Origin of the sequence: Sulfitobacter sp. DSM 110093, assembly GCF_022788715.1 — a bacterium.
Classification (GTDB): domain Bacteria; phylum Pseudomonadota; class Alphaproteobacteria; order Rhodobacterales; family Rhodobacteraceae; genus Sulfitobacter.
The window spans coordinates 1654646-1675560 of record NZ_CP085167.1; the positions used below are offsets into that span (position 1 = coordinate 1654646).

General features: G+C 58.5%; 22 protein-coding genes and 1 other RNA gene. 13 read left to right on the forward strand and 10 right to left on the reverse strand.

The window, feature by feature from the left end; translation table 11 throughout:
• The first annotated feature begins 13 nt into the window (after positions 1–13).
• The 4 genes from purS to DSM110093_RS08095 are packed head-to-tail and all read left to right on the forward strand — an operon-like array spanning position 14 to position 4048.
• Positions 14–244, forward strand: coding sequence for a phosphoribosylformylglycinamidine synthase subunit PurS (purS, locus tag DSM110093_RS08080; protein ID WP_067629083.1), 231 nt, complete (start codon positions 14–16; stop codon positions 242–244).
• On the forward strand, positions 244–912 hold the full coding sequence (gene purQ, locus DSM110093_RS08085; protein ID WP_243267592.1) for a phosphoribosylformylglycinamidine synthase subunit PurQ: 669 nt from the start codon (positions 244–246) through the stop codon (positions 910–912). Before purS ends, purQ begins: the two co-directional genes overlap by 1 nt.
• Before the next feature lie 36 nt (positions 913–948).
• On the forward strand, positions 949–2709 hold the full coding sequence (locus DSM110093_RS08090) for an ATP-binding protein (protein ID WP_243267593.1): 1761 nt from the start codon (positions 949–951) through the stop codon (positions 2707–2709).
• A gap of 4 nt (positions 2710–2713) precedes the next feature.
• Positions 2714–4048, forward strand: coding sequence for a sigma-54 dependent transcriptional regulator (locus DSM110093_RS08095; RefSeq protein WP_243260551.1), 1335 nt, complete (start codon positions 2714–2716; stop codon positions 4046–4048).
• A gap of 23 nt (positions 4049–4071) precedes the next feature.
• Here DSM110093_RS08095 and DSM110093_RS08100 read toward each other — a convergent pair whose 3' ends face one another.
• Positions 4072–4362, reverse strand: coding sequence for a hypothetical protein (locus DSM110093_RS08100; protein WP_243267594.1), 291 nt, complete (start codon positions 4360–4362; stop codon positions 4072–4074).
• Between the two features lie 550 nt (positions 4363–4912).
• Between DSM110093_RS08100 and DSM110093_RS08105 the strand changes: the two genes are divergently transcribed.
• On the forward strand, positions 4913–7774 hold the full coding sequence (locus DSM110093_RS08105; protein ID WP_243267595.1) for an Rne/Rng family ribonuclease: 2862 nt from the start codon (positions 4913–4915) through the stop codon (positions 7772–7774).
• Positions 7775–7879: 105 nt separating this feature from the next.
• On the opposite strand, the gene DSM110093_RS08110 is transcribed toward DSM110093_RS08105, so the two are convergent.
• Positions 7880–8107, reverse strand: a complete 228-nt coding sequence (locus DSM110093_RS08110; RefSeq protein WP_243267596.1) for a sulfurtransferase TusA family protein — start codon at positions 8105–8107, stop codon at positions 7880–7882.
• 91 nt (positions 8108–8198) lie between these two features.
• On the opposite strand from DSM110093_RS08110, the gene DSM110093_RS08115 reads away from it, so the two are divergent.
• From DSM110093_RS08115 to DSM110093_RS08130, 4 genes are all read left to right on the forward strand, one after another.
• Positions 8199–8951, forward strand: a complete 753-nt coding sequence (locus tag DSM110093_RS08115) for a cytochrome c biogenesis protein CcdA (protein WP_243267597.1) — start codon at positions 8199–8201, stop codon at positions 8949–8951.
• 54 nt (positions 8952–9005) lie between these two features.
• Positions 9006–10232, forward strand: a complete 1227-nt coding sequence (locus DSM110093_RS08120; protein ID WP_243267598.1) for a hypothetical protein — start codon at positions 9006–9008, stop codon at positions 10230–10232.
• A complete protein-coding gene (locus tag DSM110093_RS08125) occupies positions 10229–11581 on the forward strand; it encodes a cytochrome P450 (RefSeq protein WP_243267599.1) in 1353 nt (450 codons plus the stop codon). Before DSM110093_RS08120 ends, DSM110093_RS08125 begins: the two co-directional genes overlap by 4 nt.
• A 70-nt stretch (positions 11582–11651) precedes the next feature.
• Entirely contained in the window at positions 11652–12545 is an 894-nt protein-coding gene (locus tag DSM110093_RS08130) for a fructose bisphosphate aldolase (protein WP_243267600.1), read from the forward strand.
• 49 nt (positions 12546–12594) lie between these two features.
• Here the strand turns inward: DSM110093_RS08130 and DSM110093_RS08135 are convergent, their stop codons facing one another.
• The 8 genes from DSM110093_RS08135 to DSM110093_RS08170 form a co-directional block, all read right to left on the reverse strand.
• Positions 12595–12810 (reverse strand): N-(5'-phosphoribosyl)anthranilate isomerase, encoded by a 216-nt coding sequence (locus tag DSM110093_RS08135; RefSeq protein ID WP_243267601.1) that lies wholly within the window; start codon positions 12808–12810, stop codon positions 12595–12597.
• Positions 12811–12819: 9 nt separating this feature from the next.
• On the reverse strand, positions 12820–13053 hold the full coding sequence (locus DSM110093_RS08140) for a ribbon-helix-helix domain-containing protein (protein WP_243267602.1): 234 nt from the start codon (positions 13051–13053) through the stop codon (positions 12820–12822).
• The gene (locus tag DSM110093_RS08145) at positions 13050–13226 is read right to left on the reverse strand and encodes a DUF4169 family protein (RefSeq protein ID WP_243267603.1); all 177 of its coding nucleotides are present in this window, start codon (positions 13224–13226) and stop codon (positions 13050–13052) included. Before DSM110093_RS08145 ends, DSM110093_RS08140 begins: the two co-directional genes overlap by 4 nt.
• A complete protein-coding gene (gene fumC / locus DSM110093_RS08150; RefSeq protein ID WP_243267604.1) occupies positions 13223–14614 on the reverse strand; it encodes a class II fumarate hydratase in 1392 nt (463 codons plus the stop codon). The genes DSM110093_RS08145 and fumC overlap by 4 nt, the downstream gene beginning before the upstream one ends.
• 95 nt (positions 14615–14709) lie before the next feature.
• Positions 14710–15189, reverse strand: coding sequence for a ClpXP protease specificity-enhancing factor SspB (locus DSM110093_RS08155; protein ID WP_243267605.1), 480 nt, complete (start codon positions 15187–15189; stop codon positions 14710–14712).
• A 73-nt stretch (positions 15190–15262) separates the two neighbouring features.
• On the reverse strand, positions 15263–16507 hold the full coding sequence (chrA, locus tag DSM110093_RS08160; RefSeq protein WP_243267606.1) for a chromate efflux transporter: 1245 nt from the start codon (positions 16505–16507) through the stop codon (positions 15263–15265).
• A 130-nt stretch (positions 16508–16637) separates the two neighbouring features.
• Positions 16638–16985: a transfer-messenger RNA gene (gene ssrA / locus DSM110093_RS08165) on the reverse strand.
• 70 nt (positions 16986–17055) lie between these two features.
• Entirely contained in the window at positions 17056–17811 is a 756-nt protein-coding gene (locus DSM110093_RS08170) for an FCD domain-containing protein (RefSeq protein ID WP_243267607.1), read from the reverse strand.
• A gap of 79 nt (positions 17812–17890) precedes the next feature.
• On the opposite strand from DSM110093_RS08170, the gene DSM110093_RS08175 reads away from it, so the two are divergent.
• The 4 genes from DSM110093_RS08175 to DSM110093_RS08190 are packed head-to-tail and all read left to right on the forward strand — an operon-like array spanning position 17891 to position 20913.
• Complete coding sequence (locus DSM110093_RS08175) at positions 17891–18679, forward strand: DUF2182 domain-containing protein (RefSeq protein WP_243267608.1); 789 nt, start codon at positions 17891–17893, stop codon at positions 18677–18679.
• Between the two features lies 1 nt (position 18680).
• The gene (locus DSM110093_RS08180) at positions 18681–19313 is read left to right on the forward strand and encodes a DUF1326 domain-containing protein (protein WP_243267609.1); all 633 of its coding nucleotides are present in this window, start codon (positions 18681–18683) and stop codon (positions 19311–19313) included.
• Positions 19314–19336: 23 nt separating this feature from the next.
• The gene (locus DSM110093_RS08185) at positions 19337–19810 is read left to right on the forward strand and encodes a DinB family protein (protein WP_243267610.1); all 474 of its coding nucleotides are present in this window, start codon (positions 19337–19339) and stop codon (positions 19808–19810) included.
• The gene (locus DSM110093_RS08190) at positions 19810–20913 is read left to right on the forward strand and encodes a dimethylsulfoniopropionate demethylase (RefSeq protein ID WP_243267611.1); all 1104 of its coding nucleotides are present in this window, start codon (positions 19810–19812) and stop codon (positions 20911–20913) included. Before DSM110093_RS08185 ends, DSM110093_RS08190 begins: the two co-directional genes overlap by 1 nt.
• The last annotated feature ends 2 nt before the right edge of the window (positions 20914–20915 follow it).

Consider the following 20915-nt stretch of genomic DNA (forward strand, 5'->3'; position numbering starts at 1 on the left):
GGGGTGTCGCGCCATGAAAGCACGGGTGCATGTGATGCTGAAGAATGGGGTTCTCGACCCTCAGGGCGAAGCTGTTCGCCACGCGCTCGGAGCCTTGGGCTTTGACGGGGTGAATGGCGTGCGTCAGGGCAAGGTGATCGAGTTGGACCTTGCCGAGGGCACGACCGAGGCCGATGTGACCGCCATGTGCGAAAAGCTCTTGGCCAATACGGTGATCGAATCCTATTCGGTGGAGCTGGCCTGATGCACGCAGCGGTAGTTGTCTTCCCCGGGTCCAATTGCGACCGCGACCTTGCCGTGGCTTTCAAAGCCGCGGGCGCCAAGGTTTCCATGGTCTGGCACAAGGACAGCGAACTGCCGCAAGGCGTTGATATCGTAGGCATTCCCGGCGGGTTCTCCTATGGGGATTACCTGCGCTGCGGGGCCATTGCCGCGAATTCGCCGATCTGCCGCTCTGTGGCGGCTCATGCCAATCGCGGCGGGTATGTGCTGGGCATCTGCAATGGCTTTCAGGTGCTGACCGAAACGGGTCTGCTGCCCGGCGCGCTCCTGCGCAATGCGGGGCTGAAATACATCTGCAAGACTGTCGGCCTTAAGGTTGAGACCACGGTCAGCGATTATACTTCTGAATACAACGCCGGTCAGGTCATCAACATTCCGATCGCGCACCATGACGGCAATTACTTTGCCGATGATGAGACAATTGCGAAACTGCGCGGCGAAGATCGTGTGGCGTTCAGCTATGCCGAGAACCCGAATGGTGCACGCGATGATATCGCCGGAATCCTGTCGGAAAACCGCCGTGTGCTGGGCATGATGCCGCATCCTGAGCGGGCAGCGGAAGTGGCCCATGGCAATACGGATGGGGCGGCGCTCTTTCGCGCATTGACTGGCGCATTGCAGACTGCTTGACTTGAGTGCAATGCGCGTAAAGCGTAAGTTGCCACGATGAGCGATGCATCCCGACCTGAACGCAGCAGTATAGCCGTATCCTGGCGGGTGCGGTTTGCTATTGCTGCGTTGCTGGTATTGGCCGTGGTGACGATTTCGATCACCAACAAGCTGCTGACTGATCGCTTTACCGAAAGCACGCGCAACCGCGCGGAACTGCGTATCGCGCTCTACAGTGGCAACTTACTGGCCGAACTGCGCCAGAACGCGATTGTACCACAGCTTTTGGCGCGCGATCCCACGTTAATCGGCGCGCTGCAAACGGCCGATTATTCGCTTTCCACGCAGCGGCTTATCTCTTTTGTTGAGGAAATCGGCGCGGCGTCTTTGATGTTGTATGACATTGACGGGCGTACGGTGGCCGCGACCGACCGCAACAGGCTTGGATCGGCGCATAAGTCTGAGCCCTATTTCGTTGATGCCATCCGTTCTAACGCGACGATCTTCTCAACCATCGAGCGTGAGCAGGGCGGGTATCGGTTTCTTTACTCGCGCCGAATGCAATCGGGCGGCGAAACGCTGGGCGTGATCGCGGTTGAGGTTGATCTTCAAAAGTTCGAGCGTGCTTGGGCTGGGATTTCCGATGCGGTGATCGTCATGGACAGCACTGGCCAGATCATCCTCGCCACTGAACCGCGCTGGCGCGGCCTGACCGAACCCGAAGCGCTGGCGAACCACACGCCGCAAAGCGCAATTGAACGCGCCATTCAGGCCACGACAGATTGGACAGCATTACCCCCCGATGCCTATCTGCAGGGCGAAGCGGTGATGCGGCTGGAAAATAGGATTCCCTTTCGCGGTTGGCGGATGAGCAGCTACACCACCTATGCGTCCGTCCGCGAAAAGGTAAATGGCGTCCTGGCGCTAGAGGTCATGGGTTTTGCGATTCTTTTGGCCTTGGCGTTTTATTTCCTTAGCCGCCGCACGGCGGGCCGTTTGGCGATCTTTCAGCGGGAATCGGCCAAGCTTCGGGCGCTAAACTTGGCGCTACAGCGTGAAATCGCCGAGCGGAAGCGCGTGCAACAGACCCTCGCCGTGGCTGAGCAAACGCTTGAACAATCGTCGAAACTGGCTGCCTTGGGCGAAATGTCGGCTGCCGTCAGCCATGAGTTGAACCAACCCCTAGCGGCGATGAAGACCTATCTGGCGGGCGCGCGGCTGCTGCTCAAGCGGAACCGGCAGGAAGAGGCGCTGTCCTCATTCGGGCGCATCGACGACCTGATCGAGCGGATGGGCGCGATCACACGGCAGTTAAAATCTTATGCCCGCAAGGGGCAGGAGGCGTTCTCTCCTGTCGATATGGGCGCGGCGCTGGCTTCTTCGCTGTCGATGATGGAGCCTCAACTACGTCAGCGGCAGGTGCAAATCAGTCGGATCTTACCCGATAACCCCGTTTTGGTGATGGGGGACCGTATGCGGATCGAACAAGTTATGGTAAACTTGCTAAGAAACGCATTGGACGCGACTAAATCGGAACGAAACCCGCAGGTAGACATTATACTATCAGCGGGGGAGACGGCGACATTGACCGTGCGCGACAATGGCCCGGGGATCGAGGACCTAGACGCGCTGTTCGAACCTTTCTACACGACCAAGCAGCCTGGCGACGGTGTTGGGCTGGGTCTTGCTATTTCTTCGGGGATCGTAAACGACCTCGGAGGACGGCTGACAGCGCGCAACGGACAGAACGGTGGCGCTGTATTTGAAATGCAACTGCCTATATTGGCAGATGAAACGAAAATAGAAGCGGCGGAGTGAACGCATGGCTCAGGCAATGAAAATCGCGATTGTAGATGATGAACAGGACATGCGGCAGTCCATCAGCCAGTGGTTGGCCCTATCGGGTTATGACACTGAAACCTTCGGCAGCGCCGAAGATGCGCTCAAGACGCTGGGGCCGGATTATCCAGGCATCGTAATCTCGGACATCAAAATGCCGGGCATGGACGGGATGCAGTTCCTGAAAAAACTGATGGGCAGCGACTCGGCCCTGCCGGTCATCATGATTACTGGCCACGGAGATGTGCCGATGGCGGTTGAGGCGATGCGCGTGGGTGCGTTCGACTTCCTTGAAAAACCCTTTAACCCTGACCGGATGAGCGAACTGGCCAAGAAAGCCACGAATGCCCGCCGTCTGGTGATGGACAACCGTGCCCTGCGGCGGGAGTTGTCGGACGGCGGCCAGCTGATGAAGAAGTTGATTGGCCAGTCCCCCGTGATGGAACGGCTGCGCGAGGATATCCTCGATCTGGGTCAGGCCGATGGGCATGTGCTGATCGATGGTGAAACCGGCACGGGGAAGACCCTCGTGGCCCATGCGCTGCACGCGGTCGGCAGCCGCGCGGGCAAGAAATTTGTCCTCGTCTCCTGTGGTGCGCTGGAAGAAGACGCGCTGGCAAAGCGCCTTTTCGGCCCGATGCAGCCCGAAGACGCGCAATTGCCCGCCATCGAAGAGGCGCGTGGTGGGACGTTGGTGTTGGAAGACATCGAGGCACTCACAGAAAGCCTTCAGGCCCGGCTGTTGAGCGCGATCAATGAACAAGGCACTCCAGCAGAGACGCGGATCGTCGCGATCTCGAACCTACAAGAAGCAGGCCGCACTTCAGAGGATGCGCTGCGCTCTGATTTGTTCTACCGTCTGGCCGCGTTGCGCATCACCGTGCCACCGCTGCGCCAGCGGGGCGAAGACATCCTGACGCTTTTCACCCGTCTAAGCGACCAATTCGCCGATGAATACGGCTGCGACGCACCGCAGGTTTCGGCGCAAGAAGCTGCACAGTTGTTGCAGGCTCCGTGGCCCGGCAACGTGCGTCAGTTGATCAATGTGGCTGAACGCGCGGTGCTGCAATCGCGCCGCGGATCGGGCACCATCGCATCCTTGTTGATGAGCGATCATGATGAGATGCAGCCGGTGATGACCACCGAGGGCAAGCCGCTAAAGGAATACGTTGAAGCCTTTGAGCGCATGTTGATCGACAATACAATGCGCCGTCACAAAGGCTCAATCGCCAGCGTTATGGACGAACTTTGCCTGCCGCGCCGGACATTGAATGAGAAGATGGCAAAATACGGGTTGCAGCGGTCAGACTACCTCTGACCGCGATTGCAGAGCAGCGCGGCTTAACCGCTGCGCTGCTCTGCAATCTCAATGGCTTTGCCGCTTGGATCGGTGATGCACGACCAGCTTGCGCCGCCGGGTACGTTTACCACATAGCGGTAAAGTTCGACCACAGGACGCGTGGTGTTGATTGCCACGCCCGCCGCGCCCGTTTGCTGGCCTACTGCTGCCAAACAGCTTTTCTGACCGCGCAGGTCGGCCAACGCCGCCGGATCATCGGCCACGGCGATTTCGTCACAGGCGGCGAGGCCAAAAAACGTAAGGCAAATCGCGGGGCGGAGTATTTTTTGCATCTGATGCGGTCCTTCAAGGCTGGGTGCCGCAGCCTGTGACCGGGCAGTACTGTTGCGTCGCGGAAGGTAGCCGCGCCGACAGTCTGAATGTTTCCAAGCGCATGCGCGTTGTCAACCGGGCCGACATAAACCGCATTTGACTGTTGCTCATTCGATTGGCCATTGTGTTTCACCCCTTAAAGCTCTTAACTAGCCGGATAAGTCCCGTAACGCCCGACTGGCGTATGAAGACTTTTGACAGTTTCGCTGCTGCGTCACTTCGACACCGGGGGGCAGGCAGACCGATTGGGCTGGAAACGGCCGAAGAACCGCTGATATTCGCAAGGGTTAGCCCGACCGAAGCACAGCTAATTAATGGATGTAAGAGGCGCGACAAGCCCTTGCATCGGAGAAGAACCGCGATGACGCGCGCAGATGCTCAGAGCAGACAGACCGGGGCCCTCAGCGGCCCTGCTGTTGCCGCGTCCTCCATCGCCCTGACAAGTCACACCTCCCAGCCCGATGCCCCACCAGGGGCTTTTTGCGCGCGGGTGCTGTGCATAATGGATCTATGTCTAAGAAAATGCTTATCGATGCCACCCACGCCGAGGAAACTCGCGTTGTGGTCGTGGACGGAAACAAGGTCGAAGAATTCGATTTTGAATCAGAAAACAAACGCCAGCTGGCTGGCAATATCTATCTAGCCAAGGTTACGCGCGTCGAGCCGTCGCTTCAGGCGGCCTTTGTGGACTATGGCGGCAACCGCCATGGTTTCCTCGCTTTTTCGGAAATTCATCCCGATTATTACCAAATTCCCGTGGCCGACCGTCAGGCGCTGCTGGAAGAAGAGCGTGCCTATGCCGAAGCACAGGCTGCCAAGGACGACGAGAACGACAAACCCAAGCGCACGCGCTCTCGCTCGCGGAGCCGTTCCAAAACCCAAGCCGCAGAAACCACCAGCGATGACGCCGTAGCAACGGCCGAGGTATCTGACGACAGCAGCGATCAGATCGCCGGGATGGAGACGGTCGACCTCGACAGTGAGGAGGGCAGTTCACCCATGGAGCGGGTCGCCGAGACACCGGTAGAAGAGCCGGAAACTAACGGCGACGAAGGCGACACAGCGCTGGCAACCGAAGCTGCGGACAATACCTCTGACGACACCCATGCCGATGAAGCCAATGGCGACGACGAGAAGGGCAGCGATGCCACGGCGAAAGACGATTCAATCGAATCCGTCGCCGACGAAGATGACAGCGAAGACATTCGCCCAGTGCGCAAACCGCGCCCGCGTCGGTACAAAATCCAAGAAGTGATCAAGGTTCGCCAGATCCTTCTGGTGCAGGTGGTTAAAGAAGAGCGTGGCAACAAAGGCGCGGCGCTGACCACATACCTCAGCCTTGCTGGCCGTTACTGCGTCTTGATGCCCAACACCGCCCGTGGTGGTGGCATCAGCCGCAAGATCACCAATGCCGCCGACCGTAAGAAGCTGAAGGAAATCGCGACCGAGATCGAGGTGCCGAAAGGTGCTGGCCTGATCGTGCGCACCGCCGGTGCCAAACGCACCAAGGCTGAGATTAAGCGCGACTATGAATACCTCCAGCGCCTCTGGGAGCAGATCCGCGAGCTGACGTTGAAATCGATCGCGCCTGCGAAGATTTATGAAGAAGGCGATCTGATCAAACGTTCGATCCGCGACCTCTATAACCGCGAGATTGATGAGATTCACGTCGAGGGCGAGCGCGGCTACCGCATCGCCAAAGACTTCATGAAGATGATCATGCCGTCCCACGCCAAGAACGTGAAGCTCTACAACGAGAGCCTGCCGCTCTTTGCGCGCTATCAGGTGGAAAGCTACCTCTCGGGCATGTTCAACCCCACGGTTCAATTGCCCTCGGGCGGCTACATCGTGATCGGCGTGACCGAAGCACTGGTGGCCATCGACGTGAACTCGGGCCGGGCGACCAAAGAAGGCTCGATCGAACAGACGGCGACCAAGACCAACCTTGAGGCCGCCGCCGAGGTGGCACGTCAGCTGCGTCTGCGCGACCTCGCCGGGCTGATCGTCATCGACTTCATCGACATGGACGAGCGCAAGAACAACGCTGCCGTCGAAAAGATGATGAAAGACAAGCTGAAGACCGACCGCGCGCGCATTCAGGTGGGCCGCATTTCGGGCTTCGGTCTGATGGAAATGTCGCGCCAGCGTCTGCGTCCCGGTATGATCGAGGCAACGACCCAGCCTTGTCACGCCTGCCACGGCACCGGCCTTGTGCGTTCTGACGACAACCTCGCGCTGTCGATCATCCGCCAGATCGAAGAAGAGGGCACCCGCCGCCGTTCGCGCGAAGTGCTGGTACGTGCGCCCGTAGGCATCGCCAACTTCTTGATGAACCAAAAACGTGAGCACATTGCCCATATCGAAATGCGCTATGGCATGTCTGTGCGGATCGAAGGCGACCCATCGCTGGTCAGCCCCGATTTCCACATCGAAAAGTTCAAGACCGCGACACGCGCCGTACCACCCGCGACGGATCACGTCGTTTCGGTCGATACGTCCTTGATGGATCAGATCGACGAAGATGAAAGCGCCGCCGAAGCAGAAGAGGCACCCGCCGCTCAGGAAGCCACCCAACCCGACAACGGGAATAATAACGGTGGCGGTAATGGTGAAGAGGGCGATGGCGAAGGTAAATCCAAGCGTCGTCGTCGTCGTCGTCGCAGCCGGGGGGGCCGTGGCCGCAATGGCAATGGTGATCAGCAGAATGATGCAGATGACCAGAACAACGGTCAGCAGCAGGACGCCGTACAATCCGATGACGCGGAAAAGAACCAGCCGGTAGAGGCCGATGCGCCCCAAACCGAAGGTGAAACCGCAACTGCCACAGAAGAAAAGCCTAAACCCAAGACCCGCAGCCGGTCGCGCAAGCCAAAGGCCGAAGTCGCACCAGAAGCCGAACCGGCACCCGAAGCGCTTGCTGCCGCTGAGGGCGAAACGCCCAAGGTTGCTGCTGACGTCGAGGCCGAAGAGACGCCTAAGCCCAAGGCACGACGGAGCCGCGGCAGCCGGGCCAAAAAGCCCGCCACCGATGCACCGGCAGAGGGCAGTGTGACAGCCGATGCGGCAGCCACCGAAGAGACGGCCGAGCCTGCACCAAAGCCCAAACGCCGGAGCCGCGCCAAGGCGAAACCGGTAGAGCCGGTTACCGAAGCAACGCCCGACGCGATGGCCGAAGCGCTTCCGACCGAGACACCTATTGCAGCGCCAAGCCCGGAAACCGCCACACCCGTCGCGGAAGAGGTAAAGCCCGCGCCCACAGCCGAGGCACCTGTCGCAGAGGCCGTACCTGAAACCGCAGCCGAGCAGGCGCAGGAACAGCCCGCCGAGAAGCCCAAGCCCAAACGTCGTGGCTGGTGGTCGCTGGGCAGCTAAGTCACGGCACAGAAAACAGAAACGGCGGGCTCTTAGGTCCGCCGTTTTCGATTCTTGTAATCATGAGTTGGACGGATGAGCCGCCCCGCGCCCCGCGCCCCGCGCTCAGCCGCCCTTGGTGATGATATACAGCTCCGCCTTACCCTCGGTCCGGGTTTCGGTCAGTTCATGTCCGGCTTCGGCGCAGAAGTGGGGCACGTCAATTACGGCGGCGGGATCATCGGCCTGCATGTGCAACTGATCGCCCGGCGCCAAGGCAACCAATCGTTTGCGGGCTTTTAACACGGGCAGGGGGCACAAAAGCCCTGTGGCATCTAGTTTTTCGATTTTCATAAGCTCAGTTAATCCAAGACTTTCTCAAGGTCCACGATCTTGTGACAATATGACAGGTGACGCCGGGGCGCTGGCGGTCTAGGACTTGGGCATGTTTGATATCAGCCTTCTCGACGCTGGGCTTTTGCCCGCCATGACAATCGCCCTGATCGCCGGGATCTTCAGTTTCCTGTCGCCCTGTGTGCTGCCAATTGTGCCGCCTTATCTGGCCTATATGGGGGGGGTGTCGATCAACGACATGTCCAGCCAAGGCACCGCGCGGCGGCGTGCAGTCGTGGCGGCGCTGTTTTTCGTTCTGGGGCTAAGCACAGTTTTCATCCTGCTGGGCTTTACCGCCTCGGCGTTTGGTATGTTCTTTTTGCAGAATCAGGCGCTCTTCGCCAAGATCTCTGGCGTCGTTATCATCGTATTCGGCCTGCATTTTGTAGGCCTGTTCCGCATCCCGTTCCTTGATCAAGAGGCGCGTTTGGACGCAGGTGATAAAGGCGGGTCAAGCTTTGGCGCTTATGTTCTCGGGCTGGCTTTCGCCTTTGGCTGGACGCCCTGTATCGGACCACAGCTTGGCGCAATTCTGTCGCTGGCCGCGAGCGAGGCTTCCGTCTCACGCGGCACGCTTTTGTTGGGGGTCTATGCGGCGGGGCTGGGCATTCCTTTCCTGCTGGCGGCTATGTTCATCACCCGCGCCATGACGCTGATGAACCGGATTAAACCGCATATGAAGCTCATTGAGCGGATCATGGGCGGGCTGCTGGTTCTGGTGGGTCTGGCGCTGCTGACCGGGGCGTTCACAACCTTCTCGTTCTGGCTGCTAGAGACGTTCCCGATCCTCGCCACCGTCGGATAAAGCCTTATTCTCGCCCCGAATTGCGGCTAGACTGTGCCGGACAAGGGGTTGGGCATGAGCGACAGCAAAACAGGGCAGGTCAAGACGCGACGGGTGTTCTACATCCCCGGCTATGATCCTATTCACCCGCGCCGTTACCGCGAGCTTTACCGCAAGGAAGGCGCGGCACAGGCGGCGATCTCGGGCTATGAGGTTGCATTGAAGCCGAAGTTGGGCAAGGGCAACTACGGCTGGAACGTTGATGCTATGATTGAGGGCGAGCAGGTCTCGGCCCAGGTCGAAGTCTTGGTCTGGTCCGATATTGTGCGCACCAGCATGAGCAATTCAATCCCGGCGACGTATTGGCAATTGCTGCGCACCGCGTGGGTCTACATCGGCTCCGGTACGCTGTGGCGTCTGATGCGCCTACGCAAGGGGCCGGTGATTGCGGCACTCTATCCGGTGGGAATGCTGATCGTGCAGGCGTTGCTGGCGCTGGCGGTTGGTCTGATTACTTACCGTGTGCTGGGATTGCTTAGCGATAACGGGGCCGCGCAGTTGGCTTTTGCCGTTTTGGGCGTCGGGCTAGGCATCGCCCTGCTGCGCTGGTTCAAAAAGAAGGACGGCAAGTTCTTCGCCTATTACCTCATGCATGACTACGCGTATTCAGCAGCGACAAAGGGCGCCAATTCACCAGAGTTGGAAGCACGGATAGCCGCGTTCGGCGACACCATCGCCGCCGCCTTGGCCACGGATGTAGATGAGGTGTTGGTCGTCGGCCATTCCTCCGGGGCGCATCTAGGTGTCTCGGTATTGGCCGATCTCATCCGCGCGGGCAGGGTGCCGACAGGCGGGCCTGCTTTGGGATTTCTCTCGCTCGGTCAGGTGGTGCCAATGGTGTCTTTCTTGTCTCACGCCGAACGGCTCCGCGCCGATCTACGCTACCTCTCAACCCGCGATGAATTGGCGTGGGTCGATGTCACAGCTCCCGGCGATGGCTGCGCCTTTGCGCTTTGTGATCCGGTGTCGGTGTCGGGCGTGGCCCCCGAGGGCAAGCGCTGGCCGCTGGTCTTTTCTGCCGCGTTCACCCAAACGCTGAGCCCCGCGCGTTGGAAGGAACTGCGCTGGCGCTTTTTCCGGCTTCATTTCCAATACCTCTGCGCCTTTGACCGCCCCCGCGACTATGACTATTTCCAGATCACCGCAGGGCCGCAAACCTTGGCCGCGCGATATGATGGGCGGCCTGCGTCCAAATCGCGGATCGACCATGCGGTCAGTAAATACACTTCCGTCGCTGCATGAGCCTTCCCCCCAAGCCCCCTGCGCGGCCTGACCGCGTATCGCTTTGGCGCTACGCCAAGCTGTTTCGCGCAGACATCCTCTCGGCCCAGCCCGCGCGGCTTTATCGGGCGTGGATGGCAGAGTTCAAAACGCCGTTCTTCCGTAGCTATTTGATGAACCAGCCCGAATTGGTCAAAACGGTGCTAAAAGACCGGCCCGATGATTTCCCCAAATCTGAACGGATCGGCGAGGGGCTGCGCCCGCTGTTAGGTAACTCCGTCTTTCTAACCAACGGGGACGCATGGAAACGGCAGCGCCGGATCATCGACCCTGCGTTCGAAGGCGGGCGCCTGCGCGAAACATTCCCGGCAATGTGGGACGCCGCCGAAGCCGCTTCGGCGCGGCTGGAGGGGCAGGCAGGGCAGGTAATTGAGATCGAGGCCGAGACCAGCCACGCCGCCGCCGACGTAATTTTTCGCACGCTGTTTTCGCTGCCCATCGAGCACGAAGTCGCCCGCGCGGTGTTTGCGGAGTTTCGCAACTATCAACGCAGCCAGCCGATCTTGAATCTTGGCGCGCTTTTGCCGCTCCCGCGTTGGATGCCGCGCCTGTTTCGCAAAGATACCCGCGCCAGCGCCGCGCGGATCAGGGAATTGATTACCGAGTTGACTCAAGAGCGGATGCAGCAAATTGAGGCAGGAACTGCACCTAACGATCTCGCTACCAAAATCATGACCCAGGCCGACCCCGAAACTGGGGCGCGGTTTGACACCGAAGAGATGGTCGATCAGGTCGCGATCTTCTTCCTTGCGGGGCACGAAACGAGTGCCTCTGCACTGGCCTGGGCGCTTTATTTAATGGCGACCTATCCCGAATGGCAAGAGCAGCTGGCCGAGGAGGCGCAGGCGCTGGAGACCTGCGATTTCGCTGTGATGTCGAAGCTTAAACTCAGCCGCGATGTCTTTCGCGAGACGCTGCGCCTTTATCCGCCCGTGCCGATGATGGTGCGCGAAAACAGCTGCCCTGAACGGTTCCGGGAACGGGACGTGAAGAAGGGTGCGCAGCTTGTGCTAAGCCCTTGGCATTTGCATCGGCACGAACGGCTCTGGGACAATCCCGACGGTTTCGACCCGACCCGCTGGCAGACCGAAAACGGCAAGCAATGCCAGCGCGAGGCCTTCATCCCATTCTCTGCTGGGCCGCGTGTCTGTACGGGGGCCGGGTTCGCGATGGTCGAAGGGCCGTTAATCCTGTCGCGCATCTTAAAGGACTTTCGCGTTACCGCGCAGCCCAACTGTGTGCCGGTGCCCGTCGCACATTTGACCGTCCGTTCAGATAAGGGCATTTGGTTAGCGCTATCAAAGCGCTAGCCTTCTATCATCGGCTTTGCGTTTCGATTAGAAACGCTGCAAACGGAATCAACAATAGGACGTGGGTGACATGGGCTACGACAAGGCACAACTTGAGCAAATGAACAGCGGCAAGGGCTTCATCGCGGCGCTCGATCAATCGGGTGGTTCCACCCCCAAGGCGCTGAGCCTCTATGGCGTGGAACCGTCGGATTACAACGGCGACGAAGAGATGTTCAAAGCCGTCCACGACATGCGGGCGCGGATTATTCTGGCCGAAGATTTCACCTCTGACAAAGTGATCGGAGCGATCCTTTTTGAGCGCACTATGGATGACACGATCAACTGCAAACCCGTCGCGCAGCTTTTGTGGGAAGACCGTGGCGTGGTGCCTTTCCTGAAGATCGACAAGGGGTTGGAGGAAACCAACAACGGCGTGCAGATGATGAAGCCGATCATGGAGATCGACGATCTGCTGGCGCGCGCGGTGAAGCACGGCATTTTCGGCACCAAGGAACGCTCGGTCATTCACGAGGCCAATGAAAACGGGATCGCCGCCGTGGTTGCACAGCAGTTCGAACTTGCCAAACAGGTCTGTTCGGCGGGTCTGGTGCCAATCATCGAACCTGAGGTGAACATCAACTCCGAAAGCAAAGCCGAGGCTGAAGAGATCCTGCGCGGCGAGATCGAGAAGCGCCTAAACGCGCTGCCCGAGGGCGAAATGGTGATGCTGAAGCTGACAATCCCCGAGAAAGCCGGTCTTTACGACGAGCTGGCCGGCCACGCTAACGTTCTGCGCGTTGTGGCGCTGTCGGGTGGGTATTCCACGGCAGAGGCCTGCGAGCGGCTTGGCAAGAACCGCACCATGATCGCCAGCTTCTCGCGCGCTTTGACTGAAGGGTTGAACGTCAAAATGACGGACGCGGAGTTCAACGAGGCGCTTGGCCAGAACATCGAGAAGATTTACCAAGCGTCGATCTGCTGAAACGGAATTTTTTGAAAATTCCGAGGCCGTTTTCTTTAAAAGAAAACGGCTAGGCAATCCGCCGGATGGGTTCTCTGTTGCAAAACATGATGACCTGTCCGGCGTTTTCAACCGCTAGGAAACCACGACGTTTCAATTCGCGGCGACCGACGAACTTTTCGATATCGCGCGCTTTACATCGAATAACCTGACCGCGAATGGCCGCCTTTGAGGCGAAAATATCGGCCAGCCAAGCGGCCGGTGAGAGAGGGAATGCGAGGGCCATGGCCCGACGCTAATCTGCCTTTGGTAAACGTTCCTTTAACGATCGCAGCACGAACAAGCGGATCGCCCCGGCCAGCCCGATGTCCAGCCCCCGTGCCGCGTCAATCTCGGTTACCAATGCATTGATCGGCAGCCCCCGCGCGGCGGCAATGGCCCGGAACTCATCCCAAAATTCATCTTCGAGAGAGATTGATGTCCGGTGACCCCGAAGGGTCACCGAATGTTTGCGAGGACGCGCGTTCATGTCTCGCGCTTATGCGATTCCAGATTGCGGGCGATCTGCTCGGCGCGGGCCTTGAGCGCGTCTTTCTGCGCTTTGGTCTGGCCAAAACCCACGGCGTTTTCGTTGGCGCGTGCTTTGCGAGACGAACGGTCCCGCTCTTTCTTCACCTTGTTAAGGTTGATGGGCGCACTCATTTTGGTCCGATCATATTTTCGGGCCGCACGACCCGTTCAAAGGTTTCGGCATCCACGAAGCCCAGTGCGATGGCCTCTTCTTTCAACGTGGTACCGTTTTTATGCGCGGTCTTGGCGACCTTGGTTGCATTGTCATAACCGATTTCAGGCGCCAGCGCTGTCACCAGCATCAGCGACTCGCGCATTAGCTTTTCGATCCGGTCTGCGTCTGCCTTGAGGTCGACCATAAGATTGTCGGTGAAGGCCGACGCTGCATCGCCCAAAAGCTGCATGGATTGCAGGACGTTATAGGCCATCATCGGCTTGTAAACGTTCAACTCGAAATGACCCTGCGAGCCTGCGAAACCTACGGCGGCGTCGTTGCCCATCACCTGAATGCAGACCTGTGTCAGCGCTTCGCACTGGGTCGGGTTTACCTTGCCCGGCATAATAGACGAGCCCGGCTCGTTCTCAGGCAAGATCAATTCGCCCAGACCGCAGCGTGGGCCGGAGCCCAACAGGCGAATGTCATTGGCGATTTTGAACAGCGAGGCTGACACCGTCTTCAGTGCGCCAGAGATTTCCACCATCGCGTCATGGGCGGCCAACGCTTCAAATTTGTTAGGCGCCGTAACAAAGGGCAGGCCGGTGATTTCGGCCATGTTATGCGCCACGGTCTCGGCCCAGCCCTTTTTGGTATTCAGCCCGGTGCCAACGGCGGTACCGCCTTGCGCCAACTCATAAATGCGGCCCAGAGCGTCACGCACGCGGGCGATGCTCATGGCGACCTGATGGGTGTAGCCCGAGAACTCTTGGCTCAGCGTCAGCGGCGTCGCGTCTTGCGTGTGGGTCCGGCCAATCTTAATGATGCCGTCGAATTCTTCGACCTTCTTTTGCAGCGCGCCGTGCAGCTTCTCCAGCCCCGGCAGCAGCACGTCACGCGCGGTCATCGCGGTGGCGATATGCATGGCGGTGGGGAAAGTGTCGTTTGACGACTGGCCCATGTTGCAATGATCGTTCGGGTGCACCGGGTCTTTGGAGCCGATTGTGCCGCCCATAAGTTCAATCGCGCGGTTGGCGATAACCTCGTTGGCGTTCATGTTCGACTGGGTGCCCGAGCCGGTCTGCCAGACAACCAGCGGGAAGTTGTCGTCGAACTTGCCTTCAAAGACTTCGCCAGCGGCTTGAATGATTGCTTTACCGCGTTCTTCGTCCAGCGAGCCTTGGGCCACATTCGCCTGCGCGCAGGCTTTCTTGATCACGCCAAGCGCGCGCACGATGGCAATGGGCTGCTTTTCCCAGCCAATCGGGAAGTTAATGATCGAGCGCTGCGTCTGTGCGCCCCAATACTTATCGGATGGGACTTCGAGAGGACCAAAGCTGTCGGTTTCGGTGCGGGTATCGGCCATTTTGCGGCTCCTGCTGTGACTTATCGTTGTCCAGCGGTGTACCTGTGCCTTGCGACCTGCGCAATGCAGCTATGGCGCTAACGGTGCTGTTGTCCTTACTTCCGGAACGAATCCAGCGACACGATCTCGGCGTCTTTGGATGGCTCCTCCGCGACTTCCAACTCATCTTCGTCAGTCTGGTCGAGTGCGTTCTCATCGGTCTCGTCGTCGTCTTCTTCGGTTTCTTGCTGTTCAAACCGCAGACCAAATTCAACCGATGGGTCCACAAACGTGCGGATGGCATCGTAAGGGATATACAGCGGCTCTGGCGCGTCTCCGAAGTTCAGCGTGATCGCGAAACCATCTGGCGTCACGTCCAGCCCATCAAACCAATGTTGTATGACCACCGTCATCTCACCGGGGTAGCGGTCAGATAGCCAATCGGCCAGCTCCGCATCCGGATGGGACGTATCAAAGGTGATAAAGAAATGGTGATTCCCCGGCAGGCCATTGTCAGAAATATCCTGTAAAACCTTGCGGATAAGACCCCGCATGGCTTCGTGCATTAGGTTGCCGTAATCAATGCTGCGGCTCATTCTTCTCTCCGGTCCGGGCGATGGGCAGGGATCAGCATACCCCATTCACGGGCGAGTGAAAGGGGGCGCGGCGCTAAATCGCGGTTAACAGCAAGGCAAGGACCGCGAGCAGGGCCATAGAGGTCACAAAACCGCGCTTGAGCCCCAGCATCAAAACAGCGGCGACTAATGTCAGCACCGCGGCCAAAAGGTTAAAGCTCCCCCAGACCGGGGTGGGCAGGGCGAGGAGGGTCGCCGGATCGACACGGTCAAACAACACATGCAATGAAAACCAGACAGAAAGATTGGCAATCACGCCGACCACCGCCGCGGTGATCGCCCGCAACGCACCCGCGATACGCGGCTGCGCCGAAAGCGCTTCGAGGTAGGGACCGGCAAGGAAGATCCACAAAAAACACGGTGTAAATGTCACCCAAAGCGTCAGCATCCCGGCGGCAAGCGCGCCCCACGGCCCGCTTTGCGCAAAACCCGCCAGCATTCCCACAAACTGCGTCACAAGGATCAGCGGTCCGGGGGTGGTTTCTGCCAGACCGAGCGCATCGATCATCTGATCCGTGTCGATCCAGCCGAAATCCTGCACAACCGTCTGCGTCATATAGGCCAGAACCGCATAAGCGCCGCCAAAGGTGACCACTGCGAGTTTCGAAAAGAACAGCCCTAATTGCAGCAGGAATTCATTCCCCAAAAGCGCCAATATAACGAGGGGTGCCGCCCAGAGAGCGCCCCAGATTAGCATGGTTCGAACGCTGTGGGCACGGGGCAGCTGCACATTTTCAGGCGCGGCGGCGGGTTCTTTTGCGATCATTCCGACGGCAGCGGCCCCCAAAATGATCAGAGGGAAAGGTAGCCCGAAAACAAAAAGCGCGATGAAAGACCCAAGCGCCAAGGCCCATCCCAATCTGCCCTGAAGCGCCTTTGAAGAAACCTTGATAAGCGCTTGGAATACGACGATAATAACAGCCGCCTTTATCCCCAGAAATGCGGTTTGAACCAGCAGCAACTGCCCGTACCACGCATAAAGCAGCGCTAGAACGGCAATAAAAATCGCACCGGGTACAACGAACAGCATACCACCCAAAAGCCCCCCGGCCACGCCGCGCAGTCGCCACCCGGCATAGGTGGCAAGTTGCATCGCTTCCGGCCCGGGCAACAACATGCAGAGCGATAGAGCGCGCAGGAAGGTCTGGTCGCTCAGCCAAGGGCGATCTTCGACCAATTCGCGGTGCATCACAGCGATTTGCGCCGCCGGGCCGCCGAAGGACATCAGGCCAACGCGCCCGAACACGCGAAACATCTCGGGCCAATTGGGCGGGGTCATCGGCGCTTCCTGCTATCTGAGAGGCCTTAACGGCGTTTTCTCACAACGGATAGGCACACCAATAAGCGCGGTCAAGTGTGGGCAGCATCGCCATGCAAGCTGCCATAAACAAACAGATATCGGGAATAAAAGTGCAGGTTTCTGTTGCCAGGTACCTGCGAACCCCGCCTTAAGCTGCAAAGCCTAAGGACTTAGATTTCAGTCGCTGAAACCGCTTACGCGGCCATCGCAACTGGAGCACGATTGTCATTTGCAATTGTACAGTTTGTACCGATAACGGTGGTAACTCACCGAGACAAAGCAACCCCTTTAGACGTTCGTCGATCCTATTTCGGCCCCATGATCCCCAAATGAAGGATGTTTGGTGGAGCCGCCGGGTACCGCCCCCGGGTCCGAACCGCTTATTACGAGCGCGTTTATGTCTATAGTCCCGAAGGACATGACTAAAATAGGGCTGGGGGGGATGAATTGCAAGGGGTGCAGTTCTGGGAAATTTATGGGTGAACTTAAGCAGGCAAAGCATTGATAAGTCTATTTTTCGTCAGACATCAACTTTCCAATCTAGCCTTCGCATCAAGCCGTGCAGCGCGGGCGGCGAGGACACTTTGCGCTAATTCTTGGGTCTCAACTTCAAGTGCGCTCAAACCTGCCGTAACCGCTGCACCATCCTGCGCCTCTGCCGCATCAGCGATATTTTGGTGCAGCGCGACGATGCGGGCACGATCCCGGGCGGTGAAGGTGATCATATTCATCAACGGCTGCATGGCCTCGACCGCACCCGCAAGTTGATAGCTCAGCAAGGGGTTGCCCGCCCCATCGACCAACGCCCGATGAAAGGCGACATCCGAGGCGCAGAATGCTTCGTCGGTCAGCCCCGGCTGCGCCTGACGGTGGATTTCTGCGCGCATGGTGGCAAGGTGATCGGCTGTGCGCCGCTCCGCCGAAAGGGGCGCACAGGCCCGCTCAAGCGCATAGCGCGCTTCGCAGGCGGTCTCAAAACTCACGGCATTCATCGACAAAAGCAGCGTAGAGGTGGTGATCTGTTGGTCGTAAGCCTCTGGAAAGCTGAGCCGATTAACAAATGCACCGCCCGTGGCCCCGCGTTGGGTCCGGATTAACGATTGCGCTGCGAGACGCTTCAGTGCCTCCCGCACTGTTGGGCGAGAGACCTCAAATTGCTCGGCCAATTCGGCTTCTGACGGGAGACGTTGGTCTACGATCAACCGACCACCGACAATGGCATCACGGATGGCAGAGGCGATCTGGGCTGACAGGTCGGCAGGGTTGCTTGGGTCGATTTTCATATGTCTTACAATTAATGTTTGCGAGGACTTTATTTGTCTGACATTAAATCCACAAGAGCTTGCACGGGAGGGGCGCGAGATGTCTGCGATGGTACGGTCCACGATGTGGCTGGGGTTTTTCGCCCTGATATTGGCCGCTTGGTGGATGATGTACGCCATGGCCATGCAGATGGACCTTGACCTACTAGGCCGCCCCGGTGCCATGGGCGAACGGATGCGGCAGATGGATCCGGGCATGGATATGTATATGCCCATGGCGCATTTCTTTCCGCTTTTTGTGATGTGGGGCGCTATGATGGCAGCCATGATGGTGCCAACCATGGTGCCCACGCTGCGCGCTTACGAAGACCTCATGACCTCGGCCAATGGAAGCCGCATGGGCTGGCTGGCCGTTCTGGGGGGCTATTTCGCGGTCTGGCTTGCGTTTGCCGCCGGGATCGCCGGGTTTCAATTGCTGCTGCTGCATGGCGGGGTGATCGACATGCTTGGTATCGCCAAATCGCGCTGGACCGCTGCTGTGCTGCTGCTTGCTGTGGGGCTGTTTCAATTTACCCGCGCGAAAGAGGTTTGTCACGGCGTCTGCCATTCCCCGATGATGTATTTCATGGGCAATTGGCGCAGGGGAACGATCGGCGGTTTCCGCATGGGGCTGGGCCTTGGTACCTTTTGCGCAGGCTGCTGCTGGGGCTTTATGGTGCTGGGCTTTGCGGGCGGGGTGATGAACCTTGCGTGGATGGGGGTGGCAACGCTGTTCATGGTGCTCGAAAAATTGCCCCAAATTGGTAATTACGTAACCAAACCAATGGGTTTCGCCCTGATCCTCGGCGCTGGCGTCGTGGCGGGTTGGCCCATGTTAACAGGAGGATGATATGCCAAACAGAGAAATGACGCCCGCCGATTGGGCGATCAAAGGAGAGCTTTTTCTAAACTGTTCCTGCGATGTCTTCTGCCCCTGCGTGGTCAGCCTTGGCGCACATCTGCCGACCGAAGGCCATTGCCACGCATGGATGGGCATTGTGATCGACGAAGGAAAATTCGAGGGTGAGGATCTGTCCGGGCTGAATGTCGGCCTTTTGGTCGATATTCCTGGCCGCATGGGCGAAGGCAACTGGAAAGTGGCTGCCTACGTCGACGATCGCGCGAGCGAGGCGGCGTATGACGGGTTGTTGAAAATCTTCAGCGGGGCAGCGGGCGGTACCACGGGGCTTTTCACAATGCTGGTGAGCGAGATCATCGGTGCCGAGCGTGCCCCGGTTGAGATTATCCGCGACGACAATCGCCGTGTCATTAACATTGGCCGCAAGATCAATGGTGAGATTGAACTCCTCGCAGGGGCAGAACCCGATCAGCCGGTAACCATAACCAATTCAAAATACTGGATGGGGCCAAATATCGTGGCCGCGCGTGGGGTGAAATCCAAAGTGCGCGACTATGGCCGGATCTGGGATTTCGGCGGCAAATCTGCAGAGGTTTGTGCGATTGACTGGCAAGGCGCAAAGTGATCCGGCCCGGGTACGCCAAGGAAATGAGCCACTACAATGCTTGGCAAAACAAACAGTTGTCCAGTATTATTGAGGTGATGGATGAGGACGCGTTAACTGCTGATCGCGGAGCATTCTTCGGCTCGATCCTCGGCACCCTTAACCATTTGCTTTGGTGTGATCAGCTTTGGCTGTCGCGTTTTGATACTGCTTTGCCCGGCCCCAGCGGGCCGGACACTCAACTTTGCCCGTCCGGCGCAGCTTGGTTTCAAGCGCGGAAAGTCTGCGACAAGGCCATTGTCGATTGGGCACAAGGGTTGGACCAAAGCAATTTGAACGCCGAACTATCGTGGTTTTCCGGTATCTTGCAGTGCGAAGTTACTAAACCAGGGGCGCAATGTGTGATGCATTTTTTCAACCACCAAACCCATCACCGGGGTCAGGTACATGCCATGTTGACTGCCGCTGGCCAAGAGGCGCCGGTGACCGATCTGATTTTCATGCCGGAGGATGTTTAATGGCTGAACTCTCTCCCTCGCGTCGTATCCGCCGCACGCCCTTCACGCCGGGTGTCGAAGCCGCCGGTGCCAAGGCCTATACCGTCTACAACCGGATGCTGCTGCCGACGGTCTTTGACAGTATCGAAGCCGACTACCATCACTTGAAGAAAGCCGTGCAAGTCTGGGATGTCGCTTGTGAAAGACAGGTTGAACTGCGCGGTCCTGATGCGTCGCGGTTGATGCAAATGCTCACCCCGCGCGATCTACGCGAGGTGATGCCGGGGCGTTGCGTTTATGTGCCGATCGTTGATGAGACGGGGGGCATGCTTAATGATCCGGTCGCCGTGAAATTGGCCGAAGACCGCTGGTGGATTTCTATCGCCGACAGCGATTTGTTGTTCTGGGCCAAAGGGATATGCAACGGTTATCGCCTAGATGTGCTGGTGGATGAGCCTGATGTTAACCTGCTGGCGGTTCAAGGGCCAAAGGCCGAAGACCTCATGGCGCGGGTCTTTGGAGATGCAGTACGAGAGGTGAAGTTTTTTCGCTTTGGTGAGTTCTATTTTCAGGAGCGGGCGATGAATATCGCGCGGTCGGGCTATTCGAAACAGGGCGGGTTTGAGATCTACACCGAAGGCGAAGATATTGCCATGCCGCTTTGGGAGGCACTGTTTGAGGCGGGCCGTGATCTGGACGTGCGGGCGGGCTGCCCAAACCTGATTGAACGGATTGAAAGCGGATTGTTGAGCTATGGCAACGACATGACCGACGATAACACCCCGCATGAATGTGGCCTTGGCAAGCTATGCGATACACAGTCCGCGATGGGCTGTATCGGCAGGGATGCGCTCTTACGGGTGGCCAAAGAGGGGCCCGTGCAACAGATACGTCCCTTAGAGATCGCCGGTGATCCGGTGCCATTGTGCGATCGCGCTTGGCCGCTGATGGCGGGTGAAACGCGAGTGGGTCAGGTGACTTCAACCGTGTGGTCGCCCGATTTTGGGGTGAATGTGGCCGTTGGAATGGTGCGCATGACCCATTGGGATCCGGGCACGCAGTTGCAGGTGCGGAGCCCAGAAGGCGTGCGGGACGTGACCGTAAGAGAGAATTTCTGGGCCTAGGT